The sequence below is a fragment of the Rhodovulum adriaticum genome (assembly GCF_004345735.1).
Lineage (GTDB): Bacteria > Pseudomonadota > Alphaproteobacteria > Rhodobacterales > Rhodobacteraceae > Rhodovulum > Rhodovulum adriaticum.
In genome coordinates this window covers 512942-538897 of record NZ_SLXL01000001.1, presented here as the reverse complement: position 1 = coordinate 538897, position 25956 = coordinate 512942, and the positions used below count along the sequence as shown (strand labels likewise).

Below are 25956 nucleotides of genomic sequence, written 5' to 3'. Positions count from 1 at the left end.
TTCAGAACGTCAGCACCTCAAGATAATCGCCTGCCGCCACATGGGACAGCGCAGGCGGTATGACGGCAAGACCATCCGCACCAGCGAGCAGCGCGACGCGGGCGGAATAGGACGGGGCCAGCCATGCGATACGGCGCGTGCCGCCCTCTGCTGGCGCAACCAGTCGAACCGGGCGAAACTCCAGTCGCCCGGGCTTGCGATCCAGGGCTTCGGCCACGGGCATCACCAGTCGGTCGCGGGTTGCGGGGCGGCCAATGCCTGCAAGCCGTTCAAGGATCGGCGCAGCCAGAACTTTCAAGGTGACGAAGGCAGAGACCGGATTCCCCGGCAGCCCTGCAAAAACAGCCGCCCCCAAATAGCCCAGCGTTACCGGCTTGCCCGGCTTCATGGCAATGCGCATGGCATGGATCTCGCCGCCAGCTTCACGGACAAGCCTCGGCATGTGGTCCTCGTCGCCGACGGAGACGCCGCCTGTCGTGATCACCATGTCTGCCGTTTCGGTGGCCAGCCTCAGCGCTGCCGCCAATGCGCCGGCGTCGTCGGGAACGGCGCCAAGATCGGTCAGCGCGACCCAGCGCCGGTCCAGCGCGGCCCGCAACATGTACCGGTTGGCATTCCATATCTGGCCTGGTGCAAGCGGCTCGCCTGGCTCGCGCAATTCGGAGCCGGTAGAAAAGATCGCGACACGGACCTGTCGACGAACTGTCACCTCGCCCATCCCGGCGACGGCCAGGGCTGCGGCCTCGCGCGGGCCGATCTCTATGCCCGCCGGCAGGATTTCGGCGCCTGCCTGCAAATCCTCGCCGCGGCGCCGGATGTTCTCATCCCTCCGCGGGCGGGCATGCAGCACGACCCTGCCTTCCTGGCGGTCAGCCTGTTCCTGCATGAGGACCGCATCCGCCCCGTCTGGCACCGGCGCGCCAGTCAGGATGCGCAGCACGCTGCCTTTCGGCCAGCACTCGGCGGGCGGATCGCCTGCCGCCACGCGCCCGGCAACGGGCAGGACCCAGGGGCCATTACCGGCCATGTCGGACAGCCGCAGCGCATAGCCGTCCATCCCGGCATTATCGAATTGGGGCAGCGGCGTCGTTGTACGCACGGCAGTGGCGGTGATGCGCCCGGTGGCTCGGGCCAGCGGCAGGCGCTCCATTTCCTCGACCGCAGAGGCCAGCGCCAACCCGCGCGCAAGCGCCTGCTCCAGTGAAAGAAGCCGCCCGGCGGACCCGGCCTCGTCACAGGAACAGTCGGGCGAATACTGGGGCTTACTCAAGGTCATGCCCATTTGGCCTCGGCAACCGTTTCAAGCGACAATGTACAATCGAGGTTCCGCAGAAGCCCATCTTTCAACCCGTAGATCAGGCCATGCACCTTGACGGGTTCCCCGCGTTCCCACGCCTTTCTCAGGATCGGCGTCTCGGCCACGCGCCGCACGCCCTCGACAACATTCAGTTCCGCCAACCGGTCACGGCGGGCCTCTATCTGTGGGATCGCGGATAATTCCTCAGCGCGACGCCGGGCCAGCCTGCGGATCGGTTCCAGCCAGTGATCGGCAAGGCCATGCGGCACATCTTCGGTCGCGGCCCTGATCCCGCCGCAGCCGTAATGGCCGCAGACGATGATCTCGCGGATCTTCAGCGCCTCGACGGCGAATTCCAGCGCGCTCAGCAGGTTGAGGTCCGAGGAATGCACGACGTTGGCGATGTTGCGCTGCACGAAGACCTCGCCGGAATCGAGCCCGGCGATCACGTTCGCCGGCACCCGGCTGTCGGCGCAGCCGATCCAGAAGAATTCGGGCCTCTGCCGCGTGGCGAGCCGCGCGAAATAGCCCGGTTCGGTGCGGTGGCGTTCGGCCGACCAGGCCACGTTCCGGCGCAGAAGGTCACTGAGCATTCCGGTCCTCCCGCGGCCCGGTCTCCAGCGCGAGGTCCAGCCCGCGGCGGGCGGCCATACGGCTGCGTAGATCGGCAAGGTCCGCCTGGGTCAGCCGCGCGCGGGCCAGCGACAAAAGAACGGCGTTTTCCAGGATCATGTGGCGTCGATAGGCGGATGTGAAACCATGCAGGGGGGTGCGGTCGCCCGGCATATCGCCGGCTAAGACCCCGCGCAGGATGTCCCGGACCTCGGCAGCCAGAGCCTTGATCGAGTCATGCTCGGCATCGAGACGTGCAAGCAGACGGTCCATCCGGTCCTCGGGGGCGGCGCGGCGTCTGAGCAGCGGGAACAGGTCTTCGTCCTCGTCAAGCGTATGCATGGGCATTTCGATTTCGATATGCATCAGAAGTGCAGCCACATCGTCGTTGTCGCGATCGATCGATGCCGCCAGCCGCTCCAGGTCCGCCAGGATGAGCCGCTGGCGATAGTGGTCCGCCGCCAACGCATCCAACGGATTGCCATAGCGCCGCAGATCGACCGGCCGCGTGCCGTCGTCGCGGGGCGGTGGCTGGTCGATCTGGGGGCACATGGCCGTTCTCCTTCAGTGGATGGGTTGCATCGGGTCCAGCCCTGTTACCGTCGCACCCGCCAGAAGTGCGGCGGTGAAGGCCTGCGCCGCCTGCGCCCAGGCCGCCTTTTCCAGGGCTGCGGCGATCTCGTCCCGCACTGCGTCGAAGGGGCGGATCGCCCCCTTGGCGCAGGCATCCATGCGGATCACATGCAGACCAAAGCGCGTTTCTACCGGATCAGGGCAAATCGTGCCTTCGGCCATGTCCGCAAGCGCAGCCTCGAATTCCGGCACGGTCTCGCCAGGACCGATCTGGCCAAGTTGACCTCCCGCCCCGCGAGAGGGGCAGTCGCTTTGCTCAGCGGCGATTCGGCCAAAGGCGTCGGGGTTCGCCGCCAGACGCGAAAGCGCGCGGGCCGCCCCCTCGCGGGCAAGCGCGCGGGCCGCGGTATCGTCCGGCCTGGCGGCATAAAGGATATGCGACACCTGCCACAGGTCGGGTGCACGGAACCGATCGGGCGCGGCGTCATAGGTGGCGCGCATCGCGTCCTCGCTTACCGGGGCGGGTACGATCCGTTCCTCCATCAGGGCGCGGATCAGGGCCTCATCCTCGGTTTCGCGGCGACCGGGAGCGAGTTCTTGCGGCTCGGCCGTCATGCCGACGCGCCGCGCCTCCTGAAGCATCGCCTCGCGGATGATCAGAGCGCGGGCCGCGCGGCGCCAGGCTAGCCCCGGTTTGCCCGCCGGAGCCGTGTGGTTCTGGGCCTCCGCCGCGATTGCGGCGGAGGCAATGGTCACACCGTTGATGGTGACTTCGGGGAACAGCGAGGTCATGCGTCCTACTCCGCCGGCCGAGTCTGCGTGCCCGCGGCCGACACCGGACGGGCTTGTGCCATCAGTTGCGCGGACTTGCCGTTCCGGACGGGCAGCGGGGCGCGGCGGCGCGAGCGCACGATCTGGTAGCCCGGCCGGTAGAGATAGCGCAGCGGCACCGAGAGCATGTGCACGAGCCGGGTGAACGGGAACAGGACGAAGATCGTCAGCCCCATGAAGAGGTGCAGCTTGAACAGGATGTTCACGTCCGCAATGTAGCTGGCCGCCGCACCGTCGAAGGTCCAGATGCCCTGTGCCCAGGCCATGAACTTGGTCATCTCGTGCCCGTCGAGATGTTGCAGCGAGACGAAGACCGTCATCAGGCCGAGACCGAGCTGCGCGATCAGGAGCCCCAGAATGCCGATATCGGCGACGCTCGAGGTCGTGCGGATGCGCGGATCGGTCCAGCGGCGGTGGAACAGGATGATCCCGCCCGCCAGCGCCATCACGCCGGCGATGCCGCCCACCACCACGGCCAGCGTCTGTTTCGCGCCGTGGCTGATGCCGATGGCGTCGAACACCCAGATCGGCGTCAGAAGCCCGATCAGGTGGCCGAAGAAGATCACGATCACGCCCACATGGAACAGCACCGAGCCGAGGATCAGCTGCCTGCGCCGCAACAGTTGCGAGGACGAGGATTTCCAGGTGAACGGGTCGCGTTCATAGCGCGCGATGGACCCGAAGATCAGCACCGACAGCGCGATATAGGGGTAAATCCCGAAGAGAAAGTTATGCATGACGTGCCTCCGTCACTCTGCGGCCGCCGGCACGGCCGGGGCGGGGTTGGTGGGGTTGTCCATCCGCGCGAGCATGTCGCGCACTTGCGGGCAGCCGGCATTGGGATCGGGGCCGAAGGTGACCTGGGTCTCGGCCCAGACGGCGTCGAGCGCCTCCAGGTCGTCGGGGTCGTCTTCGGGCTGGGCGAGTAGGGTTTCTACCGTTGCAGCATCGGCCGTCTCGCCTGCGAGATGCAGAAGCGCGCGGAACACCCCCGCATAGGGGCTGTCCCGTTTCTCCAGCCGCTGCGCGAGCACCTCGAAGATGTGCGCCGCGTCGGCCAGGGTCTCGCGCGCCTCGGCCTCGGGCCGGTGGGCCAGGAATTCAAGCAGCACCGGCAGGTGATCGGGCAGTTCCTCGGTCGCGGGCTCGAAGCCCGCGGCACGGTAGGTTTCCACCAGGTCCACCATCGCGCTGCCCCGCGCCCGGCTTTCGCCGTGGACATGCTCGAAGAGGTTGAGCGACAGCGACCGCGACCGGTCGAAGAGCCCGACGAAACCTTCCTGCAGGTCGAGCAGGTCGTCATTGCCGAGCGCATCGAGCAGCGGCAACAGGTCGTGGCGCAGCCCCGATGTCAGCCGCCGGTCGGTCAGCAGGGCGCGCGCGATCTCGTAGCGCGCGGCCTGCAGGTCGGCGCCGGGATAGCTCAGCAGCGCCGAGAGGGCCTTGAGGGTCAGGTACATCAGAACGCCTCCGAGGGAAGGGTGAATTTCTTTTTCTTGCCGCCGAAGAGCGAGCCCTCGGACATGCCGGTGGAACAGCCGTTGCCATCGGTGAAGCCGCAGCCGCCGCGCAGGTCCATCGCCTCTTCTGCGAGTTCCCGGTGCGTCGTCGGGATCACGAAGCGGTCCTCGTAATTGGCAAGCGCCATGATCCGGTACATGTCCTCGATCACCCGGCCCGAGAGGCCGACGCGCGCGGCGATGCCCTCGTCGGTGACGCCGTCCACGGTCTTGGCGCGCATGTAAGCGCGCATCGCCAGCATCCGTTCCAGCGCTGAGACGACCGGCGCCTCGTCACCCGCCGTCAGCATGTTGGCGAGATACCTGACCGGGATGCGCAGGCTGCGCACGTCGGGCATTTCGCCGTCATGGCCGATCTTGCCCGCCTCGGCGGCGTTCTGGATCGGCGACAGCGGCGGGATGTACCACACCATCGGCAGCGTTCGGTATTCGGGATGGAGCGGGAAGGCGACCTTCCATTCCATCGCCATCTTCCAGACCGGCGAGTTCTTTGCCGCCTCGATCCATTCCTCGGGCACGCCATCGGCCAGCGCCATCTCGCGCACCACCGGGTCGTTGGGGTCGAGGAAGACGTCGAGCTGCGCGTCGTAAAGGTCGGTTACCTTTTCGGAACTCGCCGCCGCCTCGATCGCGTCGGCGTCATAGAGCATCACGCCCAGATAGCGGATCCGCCCCACGCAGGTCTCGGAACAGACCGTCGGCATGCCGGACTCGATCCGCGGATAGCAGAAGGTGCATTTCTCGGACTTGCCGGTGTCCCAGTTGTAGTAGACCTTCTTGTAGGGGCAGCCCGAGATGCACATCCGCCAGCCCCGGCACTTTTCCTGGTCGATCAGGACGACGCCGTCCTCCTCGCGCTTGTAGATCGCGCCCGAGGGGCAGGAGGCCGCGCAGGTCGGGTTCAGGCAGTGTTCGCAGAGCCGGGGGAGATACATCATGAAGGTGTTCTCGTATTCCCCGTAGATCTCCTTCTGGACGCCCTCGAAATTGTAGTCCTTCGACCGTTTCGAGAATTCGCCGCCGAGGATCTCCTCCCAGTTCGGCGCCCATTCGATCTTCTCGATCCGCTCGCCGGTGATCTTGGAATAGGGCCGCGCGGTCGGGAAGGCCTCCATCTCGGGGGCCGATTTCAGGTGGTCGTGGTCGAAGTCGAAGGGTTCGTAATAGTCGTCGATCTCGGGCAGGTCGGGGTTGCCGAAGATGTTGGACAGGATGCGCCACTTGGCGCCCTGTTTCGGCTGGATGTGGCCGCGCCGGTTGCGCTCCCATCCGCCGTTCCAGCGTTTCTGGTTCTCCCAGTCCTTCGGATAGCCGATGCCGGGCTTGGTTTCGACGTTGTTGAACCACGCGTATTCGACGCCTTCGCGGCTCGTCCACACGTTCTTGCAGGTGACAGAGCAGGTGTGGCACCCGATGCACTTGTCGAGGTTCAGCACCATGCCGATTTGCGCACGCACTCTCATTCCGCGGCCTCCTGGGTTGCCGGACGGTCGAGCCAGTCGACCTTGTTCATCTTGCGGACGATGACGAATTCGTCCCGGTTCGAGCCGACGGTGCCGTAGTAGTTGAAGCCGTAGGCCAACTGGGCATAGCCGCCGATCATGTGGGTGGGCTTGGGTACCGCGCGGGTGACCGAGTTGTGGATGCCGCCGCGGATGCCGGTCTTTTCCGATCCGGGCGTGTTCACGATCTTCTCCTGCGCGTGATACATCAGCGTCATCCCCTCCTTCACCCGCTGCGAGACGACGGCCCGCGCGGTCAGCGCGCCGTTGACATTGAAGGCCTCGATCCAGTCGTTGTCCTCGATCCCGGCCTTCTTCGCGTCGACCTCGGAAATCCAGACCACCGGCCCGCCGCGGTTCAGCGTGAGCATGTGCAGGTTGTCGGTATAGGTTGAATGGATGCCCCATTTCTGGTGCGGCGTGATGAAGTTCAGCACAACGTGGGGCCGGTCGGTTTCGGGGTTCACCTCCGCCGTGATGGTCTTCAGGTCCACCGGCGGGCGGTACTGGCACAGCGCCTCGCCGAAGGCCCGCATCCACAGGTGATCCTGATAAAGCTGCTGGCGGCCGGTGACGGTGCGCCAGGGGATCAGTTCGTGGACGTTGGTATAGCCGGCGTTGTAGCAGACCTCCTCGCTTTCGATGCCCGACCAGGTGGGCGAGCTGATGATCTTGCGCGGCTGGGCGGCGATGTCGCGGAAGCGGATCTTGTTGTGCTCCTGCCCCTCGGCCAGGTGCGCGTGGTGCCGGCCCGTGGGTTTTTCCAGCGCCTGCCACGCCTTGACCGCGACCTCGCCGTTGGTTTCCGGGGCCAGCATCAGGATGACTTCGGTCGCGTCGATGTCGGTCACGATCTTCGGCCGCCCCTTGGCCGGGCCGTCGGCCCAGGCGCCGTTCAGCTTGGCCAGTTCGTGGATCTCGGCCTCGGTGTTCCAGCCGATGCCCTTGCCGCCGTTGCCGAGCGTGTCGAGCAGCGGCCCGACCGAGACGAAGCGGTCATAGAGTGCGGGGTAGTCCCGTTCGACCGCGACATAGTTCGGCGCGGTCTTGCCCGGGATCAGGTCGCATTCGCCCTTCTTCCAGTCCCGCACATGGGGCTGGGCCAGTTCTCCGGGCGTGTCGTGCAGGATCGGCGCCTGCACGATATCGGTTTCCACGCCGAGGATTTCCGGGGCGACCTCCGAGAACTTCCGGGCGATCGCCTTGAAGATCTCCCAGTCCGATTTCGACTCGTAGGCCGGGTCCACCGCCGCCTGCAGCGGGTGGATGAACGGGTGCATGTCCGAGGTGTTGAGGTCGTTCTTTTCGTACCAGCTGGCGGTCGGTAGGACCACGTCCGAATAGACCGCCGTGGTGCTCATCCGGAAGTCGATGCAGACCAGCAGGTCTAGTTTGCCCTCGGGGGCGGTGTCATGCCAGACGGCCTCCTTCGGCTTTTCGCGGCCCTCGGCGCCCAGATCCTTGCCCATCACGCCGTTGTCGGTGCCGAGCAGGTGCTTGATGAAGTATTCATGCCCCTTGCCCGAGGATCCCAGGAGGTTCGACCGCCAGACAAACAGGTTCCGAATCCAGTTCTCGGGCGCGTCCGGATCCTCGCAGGACATCTGCAGCGCACCGGATTTCAGCCCCTCGGCCACGTAGTCCTTTGGATCCTGTCCGGCGGCCTTGGCGGCCTTCGCCACCTCCAGCGGGTTGGTCTTCAGCTGCGGGGCGGACGGCAGCCAACCCATGCGTTCGGCGCGGATGTTGTAGTCGATCAGCGCGGCGTCCCAGTCGCCCTCGGGGGCGGTGGGGCTGAGGATTTCGCGCACGTTCAGCGTTTCATAGCGCCACTGGTCGGTATGCGCGTAGAAGGCCGAGGTGCCGTTCATCTGCCGCGGCGGGCGGTTCCAGTCGAGCGCGAAGGCCAAGGGCAGCCAGCCGGTCTGTGGGCGCAGCTTTTCCTGGCCCACGTAATGGCTCCAGCCGCCGCCGGACTGGCCGACGCAGCCGCACATCACCAGCAGGTTGATGATGCCGCGGTAGTTCATGTCCATGTGATACCAGTGGTTCAGACCGGCCCCGAGGATGACCATGGACTTGCCCTGGGTCTTTTCCGCGTTCATCGCGAATTCGCGGGCGACCGTGATGATCTTGTCGGCCGGGACCCCGGTGATCTTTTCTGCCCAGGCCGGGGTGTAGGGCAGGTCCTCGTCATAGGACCTGGCGATCCACTCGCCGCCCAGCCCCCGGTCGAGGCCATAATTGGCGCAGAACAGGTCGAAGACCGTGACGACCAGTGCCTCACCATCGGCCAGCTTCACCCGCCGGGCGGGGATGTTGCGGGTCAGCACGTCGGGATGGCCGCATTTCACGAAATGCTGGTGCGCGGCGCCGCCGAAATAGGGGAAGTCCACGCCCACGACCTCGTCATGGTGTTCCTCGAGGATCTGGCTGAGGCGCAAGGACACCTCGCGGTCGCCGGCACGCTCTTCGAGGTTCCACTTGCCCTCCTCGCCCCAGCGGAAGCCGGCCGACCCGTTCGGCACCACGATGTCGCCGGTCCGGTCGTCGAAGCCGACGGTCTTCCAGTCGGGGTTGTTGGTCTGGCCGAGATGGCCGTCGAAATCATCGGCGCGCAGCATCCGGCCCGGAACGAACCGGCCGTCCTTTTCCTCCAGCCGCACCAGCATCGGCATGTCGGTGTACTTGCGCGCGTAATCCTCGAAATAGGGCGCCTGGCGGTCGAGGTGGAACTCGCGCAGGATCACGTGGCCCATCGCCATCGCCAGCGCGCTGTCGGTGCCCTGCTTGGGGTTCAGCCAGATGTCGCCGAATTTCGACGCCTCGGAATAGTCGGGGCAGATCACCGCCGACTTGGTGCCGCGATAGCGCGCCTCGGTGTAGAAATGCGCGTCCGGCGTCCGGGTCTGCGGCACGTTCGAGCCCCAGATCAGCAGGAAGCCCGCGTTGTACCAGTCGGCACTTTCCGGCACGTCCGTCTGTTCGCCCCAGGTCTGCGGGCTGGAGGGCGGCAGGTCGCAATACCAGTCGTAGAACGACAGGCAGGTGCCGCCCAGCAAGCTGAGGTAACGCGACCCGGCCGCGTAGGAGACCATCGACATCGCCGGGATCGGCGAGAAGCCGAACACCCGGTCAGGCCCCCAGGTCTTCGCGGTCCAGGCGTTGGCGGCCGCCACGATCTCGGTCGCCTCGTCCCAGCTGGCGCGGACGAACCCGCCCTTGCCGCGGATGCGGGTATATTCTGCGCGCAGGGCAGGGTCCTTCTGGATCGCGGCCCAGGCCTGGATCGGCGATTTCGTCTGGCGCAGCTCGCGCCACATCCGCATCAGCCGACCGCGGACCAGCGGGTGCTTCACACGGTTGGCCGAGTAGAGATACCAGCTGTAGGAGGCGCCGCGCTGGCAGCCGCGGGGTTCGTGGTTGGGCAGGTCGGCGCGGGTGCGGGGATAATCGGTCTGCTGGGTTTCCCAGGTCACGATGCCCGATTTCACGTAGATCTTCCACGAACACGACCCGGTGCAATTCACCCCGTGGGTCGAGCGCACGATCTTGTCGTGGCGCCAGCGGTTTCTATACGTGTCCTCCCAGTTGCGATCTTCCTTGGTGACCTGACCCCAGCCGTCGGAGAATTTCTCCAGCTCCTTGGGCTTGAGGAAATTCAGTCTGTCGAGAAGGTGACTCATGGCTTTCTCCTTTGGCTCAGGCGGCGGCGCCGTCGGGGGCGCGTCCGTGTTCTATGGCATGCAGGATTCCGCCCGGCCGCGTGTAGACCAGGAAGGTCAGGCCGAGACAGATCACGTAGAAGATCAGGAAGGCCCAGAGGGCGGCGGCGGGACCGCCCGTCATGGCGATCGAGGTGCCGTAGCCCTTGGGGATGAAGAACGCGCCATAGGCCGCGATCGCGCTGGTGAAGGCGATGATCGAGGACGCCTCGCGCTCGGACTTGCGGCGCTGAACCTCGGGCTGGTCGCCGGGGTTCAGCCGGGCGACCTCGCGGCGCATGATCACCGGGATCATCTGGAAGGTCGAGGCGTTGCCCACGCCTGTGAGGAAAAACAGCGCCATGAAGCAGGCAAAGAACCCCCAGAAGCTGCCGCCCGAACCGCCCAGCGGCAGGAATTGCAGCACGCCCCAGACCGCCACGATCATGCCCGCGAAGGTCCAGAAGGTGACGCGGCCGCCACCGAAGCGGTCGGAAATCCAGCCGGTGCCCGCGCGGCTCAGCGCACCGACCAGCGGGCCGAGGAACGCCAGGTGCAGCATGTCCAGATCGGGGAACTGGGTCTTCATCAGCAGGGGAAATCCGGCCGAATAGCCGATGAAGCTGCCGAATGTGCCGGTATAGAGGATGCACATGATCCAGTTTTGGCGCCGCTTCAGGATCACCAGCTGGTCGGACAGCGATGCCTTGGCATCCGCGATGTCATCCATCCCGAACCATGCCGCCAGCGTCGCGATCAGCAGGAACGGCACCCAGACAAAGCCCGCGTTCTGAAGCCAAAGCTTGCCGCCATCCGACAGCGTCTGCGCCTCGCCGCCCAACGCACCGAACACGCCCGCGGTGATGACGACCGGCACCAGGAACTGCATGACCGACACGCCAAGGTTGCCGAGACCCGCGTTCAACGCCAGCGCGTTACCCTTTGACCGTTTCGGGAAGAAATAGGCGATATTGGCCATCGAAGACGCGAAGTTGCCCCCGCCTAACCCGCACAGCAGCGCGAGGATCAGGAACACGGTGTAGGGCGTGTCCGGGTTCTGCACCGCAAAACCGATGCCGACAGCCGGGATCAGCAGCGACGCGGTCGATAGTGTCGTCCACAGCCGCCCGCCGAAGATCGGGATCATGAAGCTGTAGAAGATGCGCAGCGTCGCGCCCGACAGGCCGGGCAGCGCGGCAAGCCAGAACAGTTGGCCGGTGGTGAACTGGAACCCGATGGCGGGCAGCTTTGCCACCACGACCGACCACACCATCCAGACCGAGAAGGCCAGCAAAAGCGCGGGGATCGAGATCCAGAGATTGCGGTTGGCGATACGGCGGCCCGTGCTGTCCCAGAACTGGGTATCCTCGGGGCGCCAGTCGGTCAGCAGGTGACCGGGAGAGTTGGCGGTGGATGACATTGTCTTTTCCTCAATTCGATCCGCGGGAGAGGCGGGCCGTCGGTGGCCCGCCCCTGGGCCCATCATTCGGCCGGTGTGGGTTTCGCGCCGCGCGGCAGGTCGGACCCGGATTGTTTGTTTTCAGGGATGACCGGCGCTTCGGGCAGGTCGGAAAGCCGCTCTTTCTCTTCGGCAATCTTCGGATGGCGGCGATGCTCCATCCGTCGGATCGCGACATGCATCCAGATCGTCGAGATGGCGACGAGCACGAAGAGCAACATGAAGGGCGTGGTCCAGACACCGGTGGTATCCAGCAGGAAGCCGAAGGCGATGGGCAGGAAGAAGCCGCCAAGTCCGCCGATCATGCCGACCAGACCGCCGACCGAGCCCACGTGGTGGGGATAGTAGACCGGGATGTGCTTGTAGACCGCGGCCTTGCCGAGGCTCATCACGAAGCCCAGGATCACCGTCATCGCCACGAAGAAGCCAACCGACAGGCCGAAGCTGAACTCGATCGGCCCGGTCATGCCCTGCACGACATAGCTCGTGTTCGGATAGCTCAGGACGAACAGCACCACCAGCGACACGATGAAGGTGAGATACATCACGAAACGTGCGCCCCATTTGTCGGACATCCACCCGCCAAGGATGCGGAAGACCGAGCCCGGCAGCGAGTAGAGCCCCGCGAAGACACCTGCGGTGGTCAGTTCCAGCCCATAGGCGCCCGTGTAATAGCGTGGCAGGAAGGAGGCGAGCGCGACAAAGCCGCCGAAGACGAAGAAGTAGTAGGTGGCGAAGCGCCAGACCTGGATATCTTTCAGGGGTTCGAGTTGCTGGCCGGTGGAAACCGGGCCTTCACCCGTGCGCTTGCGATCCACCTGCACCGGGTCGGTCTTGGACAGCAGGAAGAACAGCACCGCCGTGATCGCGAGCACGACCGCATAGACCCGCGCCGTGCCTTCCCAGCCGAGCGCCACCACAAGGAAGGGCGCGCCGAAATTGGTCACCGCCGCGCCCACGTTGCCCGCCCCGAAAATCCCGAGGGCCGTGCCCTGGTTCTTGGCCTCGAACCAGCGCGAGGTATAGGCCACGCCGATGATGAACGAGCCGCCCGCAAGCCCGAGGCCAAGGGCGGCCAGCAGGAAGACCTCGTAGGTCTGGGCCCAGGTCAGCAGCCAGACGCAGACCGCGGTGATCAGCATCTGCAGCGGGAACATGATCCGGCCGCCGAACTGTTCAGTCCAGACGCCCAGGAAGATGCGGCTGATCGAGCCGGTCAGAACGGGCGTGGCGACCAGCAGGCCGAACTGGGTATCGCTGAGGCCGAGTTCGCCCTTGATCTTGACGCCTATGATCGAAAAAATCGTCCACACCGCGAAACACACGGTGAAAGCGAAGGTGCTGAGGCCCAGCGCGCGATACTGATCGCCCCGCGTGACCCCCGTCAATGTGTGCATGGAACGTCCCTCCTTCTGCGCAGCGCCCCTCGGGACGCGACGGATTGGGGGCAGCGTTCAGGTCAAGGCGTTCACGGGGACTTGATCTGGATCAAAAATTCGGCGCCTGCAGGCGAAACAAGCGGTCACGGGAAAACTGTTGCATCGGCCCGGGAAATCGCGCAAGCGCATCCCATCGCATACCAAATTCAACTCTTGACATCGAGGCGGGTGAGGCTTGACTTTTATCAAGTAAAGTCGATGGGGGACTCATGCGTGACTCTGAAATTCGAGAGATTCGAAGTCTCGCGATCTTCGCCAAGATGGCCGATGAAGCTTTCGACCGTCTCTGCCGCGGGGCCTATGTCCAGACCTTCCCGCCCCAGATCGAACTGATCACCGAAGGCGAGCCCAGCGATTTTCTGCATGTGCTCTCCGAAGGCCGTGTCGAGATGTTCGCCCGCTGGAACGGGCGTGAGACAACGATGGCCCTGCTGCGGCCGGTGACCAGTTTCATTCTGGCGGCCACGGTACGTGACCGGCCCTATCTGATGTCTGCCCGAACGCTGGAAAAATCGCGTATCATCCTGCTGCCCTCCGAAGACGTGCGCGCGATCTTCGAAGAGGACGCCGCCTTTGCCCGGGCGGTCGTGACCGAATTGGCGACCGATTACCGCAACGTGGTCAAGAATACCAAGAACCTCAAGCTGCGCAGTTCGATCGAGCGGCTGGCGAATTACCTGGTCCGGCGACAGGATCGGGCCGAGGGTGCGCGAACCTTCCAGTTGCCGGTCGAAAAGCGCAAGATCGCCTCCCTTCTGGGCATGACGCCTGAAAATTTCTCGCGCGCGCTCAGGACACTCGGAGAGTACGGGGTCGAGATCGACGGGTTGACGGTCACGATCAGGGACCGTGAAGATCTGGTTCATTTTGCCAAGCCGACCCCGCTCATCGACGACCCCTCAACCTGACCAAACAGGAGACACCCATGACCGATAGAATCCAAGGAGAGGCCGGCAAGCTGGCCGAGGCCCATCCCGATATCTGGAAGGCCTACAGCGCACTTGGCGCCGCGACGGCCGCCGCGGGGCCCTTGACCGACCGGGAACGGCGCCTGGTCAAGCTGGCGCTGTCGATCGGCGCAGGATCGGAAGGGGCTGTCCATTCCCATACCCGCCGCGGTCTGGCCGAAGGCATCGAGCGCGACGCGCTGCTTCATGTCGCGATGCTGGCCATCGGCCCGCTGGGTCTGCCTCAGGCAGTTGCGGCAAAGACATGGATCGAGGATATCGACGGCTGAACGGGCCACGCCCGGAAGACCGGAACGCCTGGGCGAGACCGCCCGTCTCTTGCACGAGCCCGCTCAGGTCGTCTGGCGTTGCTGCCGGTTCACAAGAGGCAAAAGCCGCTCGGCGCGTGCCAGATCCTGCGGCGTGTTCACGTTCAGGAATGGATCATATGACAGGCGGTCGAATTCCGCGATCGCAGGATCAAGGCCTTTTGCCCACTGCCGCACTTTTCTTTTTCCATCGATCAATGCCTTGCGTGCGTCGGCACGCAAGCTGGCGGGCCAAAGCCCGAATGCTGGGTGCAGGCGGGATACGCCCGCTTCATCGGGACATGATGCCAGAACGGGGCCCGAAGTGTCGGTCTTGCTGGCCCAAAGCCGTGCGACAAGGTTGCCCGGGAAAAAGGGCGTATCGACGGCAACCGTCACGACATGACTTGCGCCCTGGCCCGCGGCCCATTCCATGGCGGACAGGATGCCCGCCAGCGGCCCAGGATACCCGGGAAAAGGATCTGACAGGAATTGAAGGCCCAACCCGGCAAGGGGGGCTGATCCGCCGTTCCTGTTTAGTGCAACCGCGCTGCATTGAGGCACAAGTCGCATCAAGACGTGGTCGATCATTCGATCCGCTCCAAGCGGCAACAGCGCCTTGTCGCGTCCGCCCATGCGGCTCGATCGCCCGCCCGCCAGAACCACGCCCGGACAACTCGGGGTTTCTGTTCGAAATTTCAAGACTTCCACTCCCCGTCTCCTTCCCGCCAAGATAGACCGGGCCGCCAGAAATGGTCAAAACGGCGCCGGCAGCGGCGAGACGCCGATCACCGGCGCGTGGCCCCAGAACAGCGCGGCCCAGAGCGCAAGGGCGATCAGGACGCGGGCGCGGTCGGGTCCGCGGCGGGGCCGCCAGCGGCCCGCGGCCAGGGCGGCAAAGGGCAGGTTCGAGCTGCGCGCAGCGAGGCGCTGCCATGCCGCCCGGCCCATCAGCCTTTGGTTGCGACGGTCGATGACGCGCGTGCCCAGCACCGCGAAACCCGCGAACCCGCCGAAGAGCAGCAGATGGGCAAGATCCGGGTTGGCCAGCGCATGCGCCGCCGACCACAATGCCAGCGCCCAGAGCAGCGGGTGGCGCGTCAGCCCGGCAATTCCCGGCCGGTCCGGGTCGAACCGATCGTTCCGCGCGCCGCCAAAGCTGAGCGGGTTCGGCACCCCCACCCCGAACACGATCAGCAGACAGACCACCGGCATGGCAAGGTTCGGCACCCAGGCCTGCCACGCCGCCCAGGGCAGCACCGGCACCCAGGGCGCACGCCCGGCCGCCAAGATCATCCAGCTCAGCATCGCGACCGACAGCGCAATGTAGCCGGCCAGATAGCCGCGCCGCCCCAGCGCCGCCTCCAGCCGCCGCTTGACCGGGGGCTGCACCGGCACCGCGTGCGAGGCCAGGAAGGCGACAAAGGCCAGTATCAATTCCCCCCATCCGCCCATCATGCAGTCCTTGGTTTCCAGGCGCAGTCGGCCAGCGTGGATCGGTCGAGTTCGGCCAGGAATGCGATTTCCGCCCGCGCCAGGCGGCCTTTCAGACGGCAGTCGGGCAACAGGGTGCAGCCCCCGCCGGTCGTGGCGAAACACTCCACCAACGCCTGATCGGCCTCCAGCAGGCGCACGACCTCGCCCAGGGTGATCTTTTCCGGTGGCCGGGCCAGGCTCAGCCCGCCGCCACCGCCGCGGCGCGTGCGCACCAACCCCGCCGAGGCCAGCCGCGCGACGACCTTGGCCAGGTGATGACGCGAGATACCGAATTCCCGCGCCAGCTCGGCGGTGGCAAAGGCCCGGTCGGGGGCGCCCGCCAGCCGCATCAGCGCGCGCAGGCCGAAATCGGTGAACTGGGTCAGTCGCATGGCGCCTCACGAATTGGAGTTTTCAATACGTATTACATCGGCTAATCGGTATTTGAAATACCAAAAGGGAGTCGCCCCATGGCCACAAGTTCCGTTCTGCGCCGCACCTGGACCGGGCCCGCATTCCTCAGCCAGGGCTTCCGGCCATTCTTCCTGCTGGGAAGTCTCTGGGCGGCGGGCGCCATGGCCGCATGGATCGCGATGCTGGCCGGGGGGCTTGCCCTGCCCACGACACTGGACCCGGTCAGTTGGCATGCGCATGCCTTCCTTTTCGGCTATCTCGGCGCCGTCACCGCGGGGTTCCTGCTGACGGCCGTGCCGAACTGGACGGGCCGGCTGCCGTTGCGGGGCTGGCCGCTGCTGGGGCTGGTCCTGCTGTGGGGCGCGGGGCGGCTGGCGGTGTCCACCTCGGCGCTCTGGCCTGCCGGGATCGCGGCGCTGGTCGATCTTGCCTTTCCGGTCGCGCTGGCCGCGTTGACCCTGCGCGAGATCGTTTCAGGCCGCAACTGGCGCAACCTTCCGGTCTGGGGGCTGGTGGTTCTGATGACGCTGGGCCAGGCGCTGTTCCACCTGGAGGCCGCGCGCGGCGGCTATGCGGCGGGCGGGCCGGGGCTGCGGGTGGCGCTGGCGGCGGCGATCATGATGATCGCGCTGATCGGCGGCCGCGTGGTGCCCGGCTTTACCCGCAACTGGCTGGCAAAACGAGACAGCATACAGTTACCAAGGCCGTTCGGCACCCTTGACCGGGCGGCGTTGGCGGTTACGGGCATCGCCCTTCTGGCCTGGACCGCAGCGCCCGACCACGCCCTTTCGGCGCTCCTGTGTCTTGCGGCAGGTGTGGTGAACCTGATCCGCCAGGGCCGCTGGGCCGGGCACCGGACCTTGGCCGAGCCATTGGTCTGGGTGCTGCACCTTTCGTATGTGTTCATCCCCGCCGGATTCCTGGCGGTGGCGCTGGCGACATTGATCCCCGGCCTGACCGGGGCGACCGCCGCACAGCATGTCTGGATGGCGGGCGCCGTGGGCATGATGACGCTAGCGATCATGACCCGCGCCAGCCTGGGCCATTCCGGCCGCCCGTTGACCGCCGGGCCCAAGGTCACCTTGCTTTATCTCGCGCTTCTGGTCGCCATCGTTGCAAGGGTCTTCGAGGACATGGTTTTCGCGGCCTGGCTGCTTCACCTTGCCGGCGCCGCCTGGATCGTGGCCTTCCTCGGCTTCGCGACGATCTATTGGCCGATCCTTGCGCGTCCCAGAAGTGCAGGCCGTAAAAAGGTCAGGCCGGCTTGACGAACAGACAGGGCAAGCTCGCCAAATCCGCAGTGCAACCGAAATTCCAGACTGCAACCGGTTTGTCACCGCTGGCGCGATCCTCGGCTTCGATTACCCACTGGACATTTTCGCCTGTGTTGGCGCGCACCGCTCAGTGACGAAGGTACGCCACCGAAGGTGTGCTTGGGCGATCTGCAACCCCAAGAGGCTTGGTCGAAGGACACCCACCGCAGCCACATCCTCGAAACCGGCAACGACAGTTATCGCTTCAAGGCCAGCACCGAGGCCGCCCGAAAGAAGAAGGAGGAATGACCGGCATTGACCCACACATGACCCAAAGACCATAAAGGTCAGGCGGGTCAGTTCTCGATGAAAAACCCGGGTCAGTTCTCAGCGGAAATCAACAAGGCAAAGAAGGACTGATCCACCTCGACCGAGCCGATGATGTCGCCGCCCGTGTCGATGTGCTCGCGCATCCGGTTGCGCAGGTTGACGAGGTAGTCGTAGGTATCTGATCGCGGCGTTCGCGGAGATCGCAGGGTGCTTCGCCTTCTGGGCATGGGCGCGACTGGACAAGTCGGCGCTCTGGCTGATCCCGGGGCTCGCCAGCCTCGCGCTGTTCGCCTGGGTCCTGACGCGCGCCGACAGCGCGCTGGCGGGACGCGCTTACGCCGCCTATGGCGGTGTCTATATCGCAAGCTCGATGCTCTGGATGTGGCTGGTCGAAGGGCACCGTCCCGACCGGTGGGACGCCGCCGGTCTCGCGCTCTGCCTGATCGGCAGCGCGGTGATCCTGCTGCCGCAGCGCGGCTGAGGGTCAGCCGAGGCTGGCGGCGATCCGCGACACGACGGCGAGAGCATCGGCCGTTCCGTTCGCCTCGCCCTTTTCGAAGCTGCCCTCGATCATGCCCATCTGGTTCGTCACGTGGGTGGCGTGGGTCCTTCACCGACACTCATGACTGCTTTGTTCCGGTTCGTGGATCAAAGGGCCTGGTCGCGCTCAGGACCAGAAAGGCCGCGCCCCGCGTTGTCCAGCGCCCGAGCCACGGATCGACCGGCGCCATGAGTTTCGCGGCCCACCCGAACGGCGGGTAGAAGACGGCCCCGATGACCTTGGCGTCGGCAAGCCCCGCCCCGGTTGCCAGCGCAAGCAGAGCGGCCCGGCTGCGGAAGTGCGCCATGCGCCAGAGATTGGAGCCGAGCCAGCTCTTCACGCGGCGCTGCGCCGCCCAGAGGTTCCAGCGACCGAGCTCGCCGAGGATCAGCCGTCCGCCGGGTTTCAGGACGCGGACCATTTCCCGGATCGTCGGGCGCGGATCGTCGACAAAGCAGAGCGTGGCGACAGACACGACGCAATCGAAGTGCCCCGCGTGGAATGGAAGGCCGCCAGCGTCCCCTTCGACCAGATCGACATCGACGCCGGCGGCTTTCGCCCGTCGGCGCGCGGCGGCGATCATGTCTGTCGAGGCATCGAGGCCGGTAACACGCGCGCCGTCCTGTGCGAGCCGGGTGGCCAGCACGCCGTCGCCGCAACCGACATCGAGGATGCGCAGGCCGCGCACCGGGCCGATGCGGTCCAGCAGGAGATGCTCCTCGAGCGCGTCGGTGATCCGGCCGAGCGTGCTGCGGCGCCAGTCCGCATAGGCGTCAGGAAAACCCTCGAGCGCAGGGTCGTAAGCGCTCCGATCCGCGCCGGGCCGATCCGCTTCTGTCAACTCAGCACCCGGCGCAGGCGCGTCACCACGTGGTCGATCTCGTCCGCGGTCGTGGTGCGACCGAGGCTGAACCGGATCGCGCCCATGCCGACCTCCGTCGCAACTCCCATCGCCTCCAGGACCGGAGACAACTCGACCCGTCCCGAATGGCAGGCAGAGCCGGTCGAGGCCGCAACCTCGGGCATGGCCGCGAGGATCTCCGCGCCCACCCGCCCGACGAAGGCGACGTTGAGCGTGTTGGGCAGGCGGCGCTCGGGATGGCCGTTGAGAACGACTTGATCGCCGAACGCATCCTTGAGTGCGGCCCAGAAGCGATCCCGCAGGGCCTGGACGTGCTCCATCGGCCCCAAGTCCGCGGAGAGACTGGCGGCCACCCCGAGCGCGGCTGTGAGCATCGCGCTTTCGGTGCCCGCGCGCCGGCCGCTCTCATGCCCGGCGCCATGGATGAACGGCTCCAGCCGGAGGCCGTCACGGAAGAAGAGCGCGCCGACGCCCTTGGGGGCATGGAACTTGTGCCCCGCCATCGTCAGCAGATCGACACCAAGCTCGTCCACCCGGGTCGGGATCTTGCCGACCGACTGCGCGGCATCGGTGTGGAAGCGAACGCCGTGCTCGCGCACCGCAGGTCATCGGGATCGACCATCCCCGTGCCATCGACCGGCAACCAGGTCACCCGCGCGCCGAGGCGCTCGAGGAACCGAAGCGGCGCCACGATGGCCGGATGCTCGGCGCGCGACGTGATGAAATGCGGCCGGTCCTTGCCGGTGGCGAAGAACACGCCCTTCAGCGCGTGGTTGTTCGCTTCGCTGCCGCCGCTCGTGAACACGATCTCCTGCGGCGTGCAGCCGACAAGATCCGCGATCTGGGTCCTGGCGTCCTCGACCATTCGGCGGGCGGGCACCCCGGCCCAGTGGCTGCTGGAAGGATTGCCATGCCCCGTTTCCAGAGCATGGCATATGATCGCCGCGACCTCGGGGACGACTAGAGTGCTGGCGTTGAAATCCAGATAGATGTCGCGCATGGCCCTGCTTCCCTTTCGTCGTCGCCTTGCCCGGGGTCAGGGCTGGTAGGCCGCGTCCTGCTGCCAGCCGGTGAAGCCGGTCTGCATGACGACGACGTTCGACCGCCCCGCGACCCGCAGCGCGAAGGCCGCCTGCGCCGACAGGCTGCCGGTGTTGCAGAACAGGATGGTCATCCGGTCCTCGGGGATCTCGTCGATCCGGTCGAGCACCTCGCGCCACTCGATGTTGACGGCGCCGGGGATCGTGCCTTCCTCGAACTGGCCCGCATCGCGGGTGTCGACGAAGAGTGCGGTCTCGAAGACGGTCTGGTCGATCTGCTGGGGCAGGATGATGCCGGACTCGTAGTCCGAAAACATCATGTATTCCTGCATGGCCTCGACGGCCGTGTCCTGCGCCAGGGCGGGCGCTGCGTGCACGCCAAATGCGACGGTGGTCGCTAAAAGTAGGTGTTTCAGGGTCATCCGGGGGTTCCTCCGCTTCGGATTTATGGTTTCTTGGCCGGCCATCAGAACACCAGCACCTTGTCGGCGGCGAGCGTCGCCTGGGCGAGCTCGTCCATGGTGGAGCGCGTCGGCCCCTCCATCATGTCGGCCTCGGCGAGGCCGCGCGCATCCATGCAGGTGCCGCACATCAGGACGCGGCCCTTGGCGGACAGGACCCGGCGGAGCATGCGCTCGAGGTTGTAGTAGCCATCGGGCGTCTTCTGCCCCGCCTTGGCGCAGAGCACCGCGTCGGCCATCAGGAAGACGGTGATGTCCGCGTCAGGGTCGTTCTTGGCCAGCGCGTGGGCCATGCGCAGGCCGTTGAAGCTGCGCTCGGTGCCGTAGGGCGGATCGTTCAGCAGGATCAGGTGTTTCACTCGCCGCGCTCCTTGTTCGTGAGCCTCGGGTCCAGCGCACCACCGCTGGCCGGGCCGCGAACCGGCTGGACCAGCATCCGGTCGAGCCACAGGTCGCGGCGCGTGCGGAACTGCTCGATGCCGATCTTCATCCCCTCATGTCCCCTGGCGGGCTGGGCGATGTAGGTGCCGAGCAGCCGGTCCCACCATGGCAGGTTGAAGCCGTAGTTCGAGTTGGTCTCCCGCGGGTCGGTGGAATGGTGGACGCGGTGCATGTCCGGCGTCACGACGATGAGGCGCAGGACGCGGTCCACCCGGCGCGGCAGGTCGATATTGGCGTGGTTGAAGAGCGCGGTGGCGTTCAGGATCACCTCGAACAGCAGCACCGCGACCGCGGGCGGGCCGAGCGCCGCGACCACCGCCAGCTTGATCCCCATCGAGATGAGGATTTCCACCGGGTGAAACCGCAGGCCCGTGGTGGCGTCGAAGTCGAGATCGGCGTGGTGCATCCGGTGCAGCCGCCAGAGCCCGGGCACCGCATGGAACATGACGTGCTGCAGGTAGATCGCCAGGTCGAGCAGCAGCATCGAGACGACGATGGCCAGCCAGACCGGCACGTCGATGGTGTTGAAGAGGCCCCAGCCACGCTCCTCGGCCATGACCGCAAGCCCGACCGCGAGGATCGGGAAGGTCAGCCGCAGGATGGCGGTGTCGAGCACCACGAGCGCGAGGTTGTTCGTCCAGCGGATGACGCGCGGGATCTCTCGCCTGCGGCGCGGCGCCGCCACCTCCCACAGCGCCATGGCCACCAGGATGCCGAGAAAGGCGGCAAGGCGGATGGTCGGTTCGGCGGCGAGGATGGTCTCGGACATCGGGCGCTAACCTTCGGGCTTGTGGGGCGCGATGGAGTCGCTATCATTCAAGTCATCGCTTGAATGATCTACAGTCTGGAGACATCCAGTGTCAATCAGCCCGAAGCTGGCTCTGCTCGAGGAATACGCGCTCGTCGCACGCGCCCTGTCGGCTCCGGCCCGGCTGTCGCTCCTCGAACAACTCGCGCAAGGAGAGCGTGGCGTGGAGGCGCTGGCGGAGAAGACCGGCCTGACCATCGCCAATTGCTCGCAGCATCTCCAGCAGCTGCGCCGTGCAGGCCTCGTCACCAGCCGCCGCGACGGCAAGGCGGTGATCTACCGGCTGACCGACGCGAAGACGTTGGAGCTGATGGACCTTCTGCGCATCGTCGCGGAGCGCAACCTCGCGCAGGTCGAGCGCATTTTGCGGGGGCTCTCGGGCGGCGAGGATGCCCCCGAACCCGTCAGCCGCGCGGACCTCGCCGCACGGCTCGCGGAAGGCTCCGTCACCGTGCTCGATGTCCGACCCGCCGACGAATACGCCGCGGGCCACATTCCCGGCGCGCTGAACGCGAGCCTGGCGCAACTGGAGCAGATCCTCCCCACGCTCGCGCCGGACGCCGAGATCGTCGCCTATTGCCGCGGCCCCTACTGCGTCTACGCCCATCAGGCCGTCGCCACCCTGCGCCGCCATGGCCTCAACGCGCGGCGACTGGAGGGCGGTCTGCCGGAATGGCGCGAGGACGGGCGACAGGTGCTTGTCGATGCGGGCTGAGTGTCCCTGTACTTGGGCAAGTCCGCGCCGGGTCGCGCCCAACTGTATTCGAAGAAAGCCGGTCACGCCCTGTGCCCACCTCCTTCAGAAGCGTCCGTCGCGCAGCCGCTAAGCCCACTCGTCGCTGAAACAAGGCGAGGCGCCGCCGCCTTTGGCATGGTGTCCTGCCGTCAATCAAACGACGATCGGACATAGGCGCCATTTCGAGACTGGTCTGCTCAGGACTTCCAGCGGTCACGCGCCAGTCCAATAGATTCTCTAGATTTGCCGAGATCTGAATGTCCGCTCACACCATTCAGCATCAAGCAATGCGCACGCGCAGCGAACTTCCGCCATCCGCCCATTCATCTGAAAAGTCTTCGTGGTGGTGCGGCAGGCGTTGAAACTGGCACCGGGACCCAAACCGGACATGGCATCGCCGATCTTGAACCGCTCCGCGCGGCGGGCTGAGCCGCGAAACGGTCTGGTCCTGGAACCCCGGGATGGTGCGATCGTCGTCGAAGCTTCCGATGGCTGGAAGGCGACCGCCGAGGACTTCGAGGCGCTGGTTGGTTTCATCGACAAGCCGGTACGAAAAGACTGATCCGAAAAGCAGCCGGATGTGGAACCGGCCGGTGATTAACGCCTTGCATCATTGTGCATGAAATCATCCGCGGACACGGGTCCGCATGGTGCGATCGTTTCAGGACCGCAGATCGCCCCCCCCCCTGACCAATCGGCTGCGGATCAGTTGCCATTGAACGATGGAAATCGTCGGGTCCTTCTTCACACAAGAGTCGATCGGGCCTCACCACAGTTTCTGGTTGAGCAGGGGGAAGTCCGGTGCGTAGATTGAGGCGGGCGCGAGGCGCCGAAAAACCAAAAAATCCATTGTTATGATGAGTTCTCAGCATGGCCGCGCTTGATGACCTCCTTCAGTCCTACCGGGATGCTGCCGTCGAGGTCGATCTCGATGCATCCATGGAAGGCGACGTGGATATCTATCGCGGGGTCGGGGGGACGCAAGAGAATCCTTGAAGAGCCCCGTGACCTGCGCATCAATCAACCCTTGGGCGGAGTGCTGACCTTCGCTGCACACCCGAACGCATCCAGGCCGCATTGCTGAAGCGGACACTCCGCCAAGCCTACTCCGCCAGGATCGAGGCCGCCGACACTGAGGGCGGAGCCCTACCCGGCCCAGTTTGATGGTCCCCGTGCATGGGGTGGGGCCATTAGCCATGCAGTTCTAGTCAAGGCCAACCGCGCCGGCGGCCGGAAACAGCTGGAACTGCACCGATGATCTCCGCGTTAACCTACGCGGCGCTACAAATTAACCAGAAAGGTTGACAGGACCACCCGGACACCACATATTGGGTGCTGAACCACCTAGGAGACCAACCATGACCACAGAAATCGGGAAGGAGCTGCGGAAACTGCGAATTGATGAGGATGAGCGACTGCTGGATATGGCAGCGAGGCTGGACAAATCGTCGGCGTTTATCTCAGCCGTGGAGCGGGGCACCAAGACCCCGCCCGAGGGCTTCGTTGAGCTCGTGATCAAGGCATACAAGCTGGCCGAGGATGCCGCAGCATCGCTCCGCCGGGCTGCCGACAGGTCGCGCAAGAGCTTCACATTGGAGGCTGACACCCTCCTTGCGAGGGACACCGCCGGTCTGATGGCGCGCCGGATGAACTCGCTGTCCGAGGAGGAGCTCAACAACATCTTCCAAATCCTCAGCAAGAAGGACGCGAAATGACTGACGGAAGCGACTTTATTGTGCCGCCCCGGCGCTGGGCCGAGATTGGCGGCATCGCAGACAACCTGCGCCGCCAGCTCGGCCAGGCAGACAACCCCCGGGTGCCGGTGATCGAGATCATTGAGAGGGTGCTGGACCAGCGGCTTGGGCTCGTCCATTTCCAAGTGGGCAGCCACGAGGAGATGGGCCAGGCCGAGGGCTACACCTGCCCCAAGGGCGATTTCATCATGCTCCGCGAGGATGTCCATGAAGGTGTCTGGGCGGGCGAAGGCCGCGCCCGGTTCACCACCGCCCATGAGCTGGGCCACTGGGCGATGCACACCAACATCCCGCTCGCCCGGGCGAAGCGCGGGGATGGCACCCCGGCTTACCGGCTTGCGGAGCCGCAGGCCAACCAGTTTGCCGCCGAGTTCCTGATGCCCGAGTGCTTCATTGACGCTTGGGACGAGGAGGATGACCTGATCGAGCGGTTTGGCGTCTCGTGGGAGGCGGCGCGCAACCGGCTGCGCTACCTCCACAAGAACGGGAGGTTCTAACGAAAGAAGGCTCAGGTTGGCGCCCGAGCCTCCCAACGGATTTCTTCATCGTGCATCAGGGGCTTGACGATGCAGAGCCTCCCGAAAGCGCAAATCAGTCTCCCTAGACAGAGCTGCATTTAGCGCATTTTGGGTCAAAAGGCAAGATACGCCCCGAAGTGGAGAGTGCTATGACCAAGCGTCACACACCCCCTCCGCCCGGCTACCGGTATGTCTTCCGCCCTTGGCGGACGTGCCCGCAGACCGGCAGGCGGCTCTACGCGAAAGCGTTTGGGCTGCGGGCGTGGCCTATTCTGATCCCGGAGTAGCCACCCCACCCAAATGAACGGGAGGCGCGGTGAGCGCGCCTCCCACCCTCAATGCAAAAGTGAAAGTTCTGAACATGAAATCCAAGACGTTCAAAGTCGGCCGCAGTGCCAAGACGGGCCGCTTCACCACGGTCAAGAAGGCCACGCAACGCAAGTCCACCCATGTGGTGGAGACCATCAAGAAGAAGTGACGGTCATCGTCGTGCCCTGCGGCAGCGCTCGCGGGGCACGACATTTCACGGGAGAGCAACATGGTAGAATACACCGACCTTCCGCTCGAGGCGGCTGAGCTGATCCAGCGCCAGTATGACATTGACCGCGCCGACGCCGGACCCAAGGCCCCGGTCTCGGGCTTCCGCTACAGGGGCGTCCAGATTGAGAGCCGCTGGGCTGTGATGGATGAGCTGGACACGATGCGCCGGATCATCGACGCGATGCCCGAGCTGATGGCGCGCCGCCTCGAAACCATCTGGTGCGATTCAAACGCCGGGGCCTGCTACACGGTCACTGTGCGCGTTGACCTTTGGGTACCGAACCTTCGGTCAGCCATTAGCGAAGCTGTGATGGAGGCGGGTGGCGGCCATAACGGCATCATGATCGAGGCGGACGGCGCCAATGGTTGTCACTTCGACCCAGATTGGGGTGAATTCGAATGACCCCCCCTTTTTCTCCAGAGAGAGCTTGCCATGAGAGAGCCTAACCCGCCTCCTCTCGCCGTCGCCGTCGCCGTCGCCGTGGTTGGGGTGGAGGTGTAGGCAAAGCTGAACCGATTGACGTTCTCAGTCACGCTCAGCCCGAACTCTGGATATGCTAGGACGTAGATCATCGAGACAGGACGAGACG

General features: G+C 65.4%; 28 protein-coding genes and 2 pseudogenes. 12 read left to right on the top strand and 18 right to left on the bottom strand.

What is annotated here, in order from left to right; genetic code table 11:
• Position 1: 1 nt before the first annotated feature.
• The 10 genes from EV656_RS02510 to EV656_RS02465 all read right to left on the bottom strand — a co-directional run bounded on the left by EV656_RS02510 (position 2) and on the right by EV656_RS02465 (position 12895).
• A complete protein-coding gene (locus EV656_RS02510) occupies positions 2 to 1276 on the bottom strand; it encodes a molybdopterin molybdotransferase MoeA (protein ID WP_165918923.1) in 1275 nt (424 codons plus the stop codon).
• Entirely contained in the window at positions 1273 to 1890 is a 618-nt protein-coding gene (locus EV656_RS02505; protein ID WP_132599104.1) for a carbonic anhydrase, read from the bottom strand. The genes EV656_RS02510 and EV656_RS02505 overlap by 4 nt, the downstream gene beginning before the upstream one ends.
• Positions 1880 to 2461, bottom strand: a complete 582-nt coding sequence (locus tag EV656_RS02500; protein WP_132599102.1) for a hemerythrin domain-containing protein — start codon at positions 2459 to 2461, stop codon at positions 1880 to 1882. The genes EV656_RS02505 and EV656_RS02500 overlap by 11 nt, the downstream gene beginning before the upstream one ends.
• A 12-nt stretch (positions 2462 to 2473) precedes the next feature.
• The gene (locus EV656_RS02495; protein WP_132599100.1) at positions 2474 to 3274 is read right to left on the bottom strand and encodes a peptidylprolyl isomerase; all 801 of its coding nucleotides are present in this window, start codon (positions 3272 to 3274) and stop codon (positions 2474 to 2476) included.
• A 5-nt stretch (positions 3275 to 3279) separates the two neighbouring features.
• Positions 3280 to 4050, bottom strand: a complete 771-nt coding sequence (narI, locus tag EV656_RS02490; protein ID WP_132599098.1) for a respiratory nitrate reductase subunit gamma — start codon at positions 4048 to 4050, stop codon at positions 3280 to 3282.
• 12 nt (positions 4051 to 4062) lie between these two features.
• Positions 4063 to 4773 (bottom strand): nitrate reductase molybdenum cofactor assembly chaperone, encoded by a 711-nt coding sequence (gene narJ / locus EV656_RS02485; RefSeq protein WP_132599096.1) that lies wholly within the window; start codon positions 4771 to 4773, stop codon positions 4063 to 4065.
• On the bottom strand, positions 4773 to 6296 hold the full coding sequence (gene narH, locus EV656_RS02480; protein WP_132599094.1) for a nitrate reductase subunit beta: 1524 nt from the start codon (positions 6294 to 6296) through the stop codon (positions 4773 to 4775). The genes narJ and narH overlap by 1 nt, the downstream gene beginning before the upstream one ends.
• Complete coding sequence (locus EV656_RS02475; protein WP_132599092.1) at positions 6293 to 10021, bottom strand: nitrate reductase subunit alpha; 3729 nt, start codon at positions 10019 to 10021, stop codon at positions 6293 to 6295. Before EV656_RS02475 ends, narH begins: the two co-directional genes overlap by 4 nt.
• Before the next feature lie 16 nt (positions 10022 to 10037).
• A complete protein-coding gene (locus EV656_RS02470) occupies positions 10038 to 11459 on the bottom strand; it encodes a NarK family nitrate/nitrite MFS transporter (RefSeq protein ID WP_132599090.1) in 1422 nt (473 codons plus the stop codon).
• Between the two features lie 62 nt (positions 11460 to 11521).
• Entirely contained in the window at positions 11522 to 12895 is a 1374-nt protein-coding gene (locus EV656_RS02465) for an MFS transporter (protein ID WP_132599088.1), read from the bottom strand.
• Positions 12896 to 13146: 251 nt separating this feature from the next.
• On the opposite strand from EV656_RS02465, the gene EV656_RS02460 reads away from it, so the two are divergent.
• Together EV656_RS02460 and EV656_RS02455 are read left to right on the top strand one after the other, a co-directional pair.
• Positions 13147 to 13845 carry a cyclic nucleotide-binding domain-containing protein gene (locus tag EV656_RS02460; RefSeq protein WP_132599086.1) on the top strand — a complete coding sequence of 233 codons (699 nt, stop codon included), beginning with the start codon at positions 13147 to 13149 and terminating at the stop codon, positions 13843 to 13845.
• A 17-nt stretch (positions 13846 to 13862) separates the two neighbouring features.
• A complete protein-coding gene (locus EV656_RS02455; RefSeq protein WP_132599084.1) occupies positions 13863 to 14174 on the top strand; it encodes a carboxymuconolactone decarboxylase family protein in 312 nt (103 codons plus the stop codon).
• 63 nt (positions 14175 to 14237) lie between these two features.
• On the opposite strand, the gene mobA is transcribed toward EV656_RS02455, so the two are convergent.
• The 3 genes from mobA to EV656_RS02440 are packed head-to-tail and all read right to left on the bottom strand — an operon-like array spanning position 14238 to position 16060.
• Positions 14238 to 14903: a molybdenum cofactor guanylyltransferase MobA gene (mobA, locus tag EV656_RS02450; protein ID WP_243695668.1), complete on the bottom strand. Its 666-nt coding sequence runs from the start codon at positions 14901 to 14903 to the stop codon at positions 14238 to 14240.
• Positions 14904 to 14948: 45 nt separating this feature from the next.
• A complete protein-coding gene (locus tag EV656_RS02445; RefSeq protein WP_242468997.1) occupies positions 14949 to 15650 on the bottom strand; it encodes an NnrU family protein in 702 nt (233 codons plus the stop codon).
• Complete coding sequence (locus EV656_RS02440) at positions 15647 to 16060, bottom strand: Rrf2 family transcriptional regulator (protein WP_132599082.1); 414 nt, start codon at positions 16058 to 16060, stop codon at positions 15647 to 15649. The genes EV656_RS02445 and EV656_RS02440 overlap by 4 nt, the downstream gene beginning before the upstream one ends.
• Before the next feature lie 78 nt (positions 16061 to 16138).
• On the opposite strand from EV656_RS02440, the gene EV656_RS02435 reads away from it, so the two are divergent.
• The 3 genes and pseudogenes from EV656_RS02435 (at position 16139) to EV656_RS02425 (ending at position 18146) form a co-directional block, all read left to right on the top strand.
• Positions 16139 to 17350, top strand: coding sequence for an NnrS family protein (locus EV656_RS02435; protein ID WP_132599079.1), 1212 nt, complete (start codon positions 16139 to 16141; stop codon positions 17348 to 17350).
• Positions 17351 to 17554: 204 nt separating this feature from the next.
• Positions 17555 to 17644: pseudogene (locus EV656_RS02430) on the top strand (ATP-binding protein); the annotation flags it as partial.
• A gap of 199 nt (positions 17645 to 17843) precedes the next feature.
• Complete coding sequence (locus tag EV656_RS02425; RefSeq protein ID WP_132599077.1) at positions 17844 to 18146, top strand: YnfA family protein; 303 nt, start codon at positions 17844 to 17846, stop codon at positions 18144 to 18146.
• A 139-nt stretch (positions 18147 to 18285) separates the two neighbouring features.
• On the opposite strand, the gene EV656_RS02415 is transcribed toward EV656_RS02425, so the two are convergent.
• The 5 genes and pseudogenes from EV656_RS02415 to EV656_RS02395 form a co-directional block, all read right to left on the bottom strand.
• Complete coding sequence (locus EV656_RS02415) at positions 18286 to 19047, bottom strand: class I SAM-dependent methyltransferase (RefSeq protein ID WP_132599075.1); 762 nt, start codon at positions 19045 to 19047, stop codon at positions 18286 to 18288.
• A pseudogene (locus EV656_RS16750) lies at positions 19044 to 20068 on the bottom strand (cysteine desulfurase family protein). The gene EV656_RS02415 and the pseudogene EV656_RS16750 overlap by 4 nt, the downstream one beginning before the upstream one ends.
• A 36-nt stretch (positions 20069 to 20104) precedes the next feature.
• Positions 20105 to 20530 carry a rhodanese-like domain-containing protein gene (locus EV656_RS02405; RefSeq protein ID WP_132599073.1) on the bottom strand — a complete coding sequence of 142 codons (426 nt, stop codon included), beginning with the start codon at positions 20528 to 20530 and terminating at the stop codon, positions 20105 to 20107.
• Between the two features lie 44 nt (positions 20531 to 20574).
• Entirely contained in the window at positions 20575 to 20928 is a 354-nt protein-coding gene (locus EV656_RS02400) for a DsrE/DsrF/TusD sulfur relay family protein (RefSeq protein WP_132599071.1), read from the bottom strand.
• A complete protein-coding gene (locus EV656_RS02395; RefSeq protein ID WP_132599069.1) occupies positions 20925 to 21779 on the bottom strand; it encodes a sterol desaturase family protein in 855 nt (284 codons plus the stop codon). Before EV656_RS02395 ends, EV656_RS02400 begins: the two co-directional genes overlap by 4 nt.
• A gap of 88 nt (positions 21780 to 21867) precedes the next feature.
• On the opposite strand from EV656_RS02395, the gene EV656_RS02390 reads away from it, so the two are divergent.
• From EV656_RS02390 to EV656_RS02375, 7 genes are all read left to right on the top strand, one after another.
• Positions 21868 to 22533 carry an ArsR/SmtB family transcription factor gene (locus tag EV656_RS02390; RefSeq protein ID WP_132599067.1) on the top strand — a complete coding sequence of 222 codons (666 nt, stop codon included), beginning with the start codon at positions 21868 to 21870 and terminating at the stop codon, positions 22531 to 22533.
• A 409-nt stretch (positions 22534 to 22942) separates the two neighbouring features.
• The gene (locus tag EV656_RS16455; protein ID WP_200276531.1) at positions 22943 to 23116 is read left to right on the top strand and encodes a hypothetical protein; all 174 of its coding nucleotides are present in this window, start codon (positions 22943 to 22945) and stop codon (positions 23114 to 23116) included.
• A 308-nt stretch (positions 23117 to 23424) separates the two neighbouring features.
• Positions 23425 to 23550 (top strand): hypothetical protein, encoded by a 126-nt coding sequence (locus EV656_RS16865; protein WP_274610535.1) that lies wholly within the window; start codon positions 23425 to 23427, stop codon positions 23548 to 23550.
• A 362-nt stretch (positions 23551 to 23912) separates the two neighbouring features.
• Positions 23913 to 24269, top strand: coding sequence for a helix-turn-helix domain-containing protein (locus EV656_RS02385; RefSeq protein ID WP_132599065.1), 357 nt, complete (start codon positions 23913 to 23915; stop codon positions 24267 to 24269).
• Positions 24266 to 24805 carry an ImmA/IrrE family metallo-endopeptidase gene (locus tag EV656_RS02380; protein ID WP_132599063.1) on the top strand — a complete coding sequence of 180 codons (540 nt, stop codon included), beginning with the start codon at positions 24266 to 24268 and terminating at the stop codon, positions 24803 to 24805. The genes EV656_RS02385 and EV656_RS02380 overlap by 4 nt, the downstream gene beginning before the upstream one ends.
• Positions 24806 to 25172: 367 nt before the next feature.
• Positions 25173 to 25304 (top strand): hypothetical protein, encoded by a 132-nt coding sequence (locus EV656_RS16860; RefSeq protein WP_279432452.1) that lies wholly within the window; start codon positions 25173 to 25175, stop codon positions 25302 to 25304.
• A 60-nt stretch (positions 25305 to 25364) separates the two neighbouring features.
• Positions 25365 to 25769 (top strand): hypothetical protein, encoded by a 405-nt coding sequence (locus EV656_RS02375; protein WP_132599061.1) that lies wholly within the window; start codon positions 25365 to 25367, stop codon positions 25767 to 25769.
• The last annotated feature ends 187 nt before the right edge of the window (positions 25770 to 25956 follow it).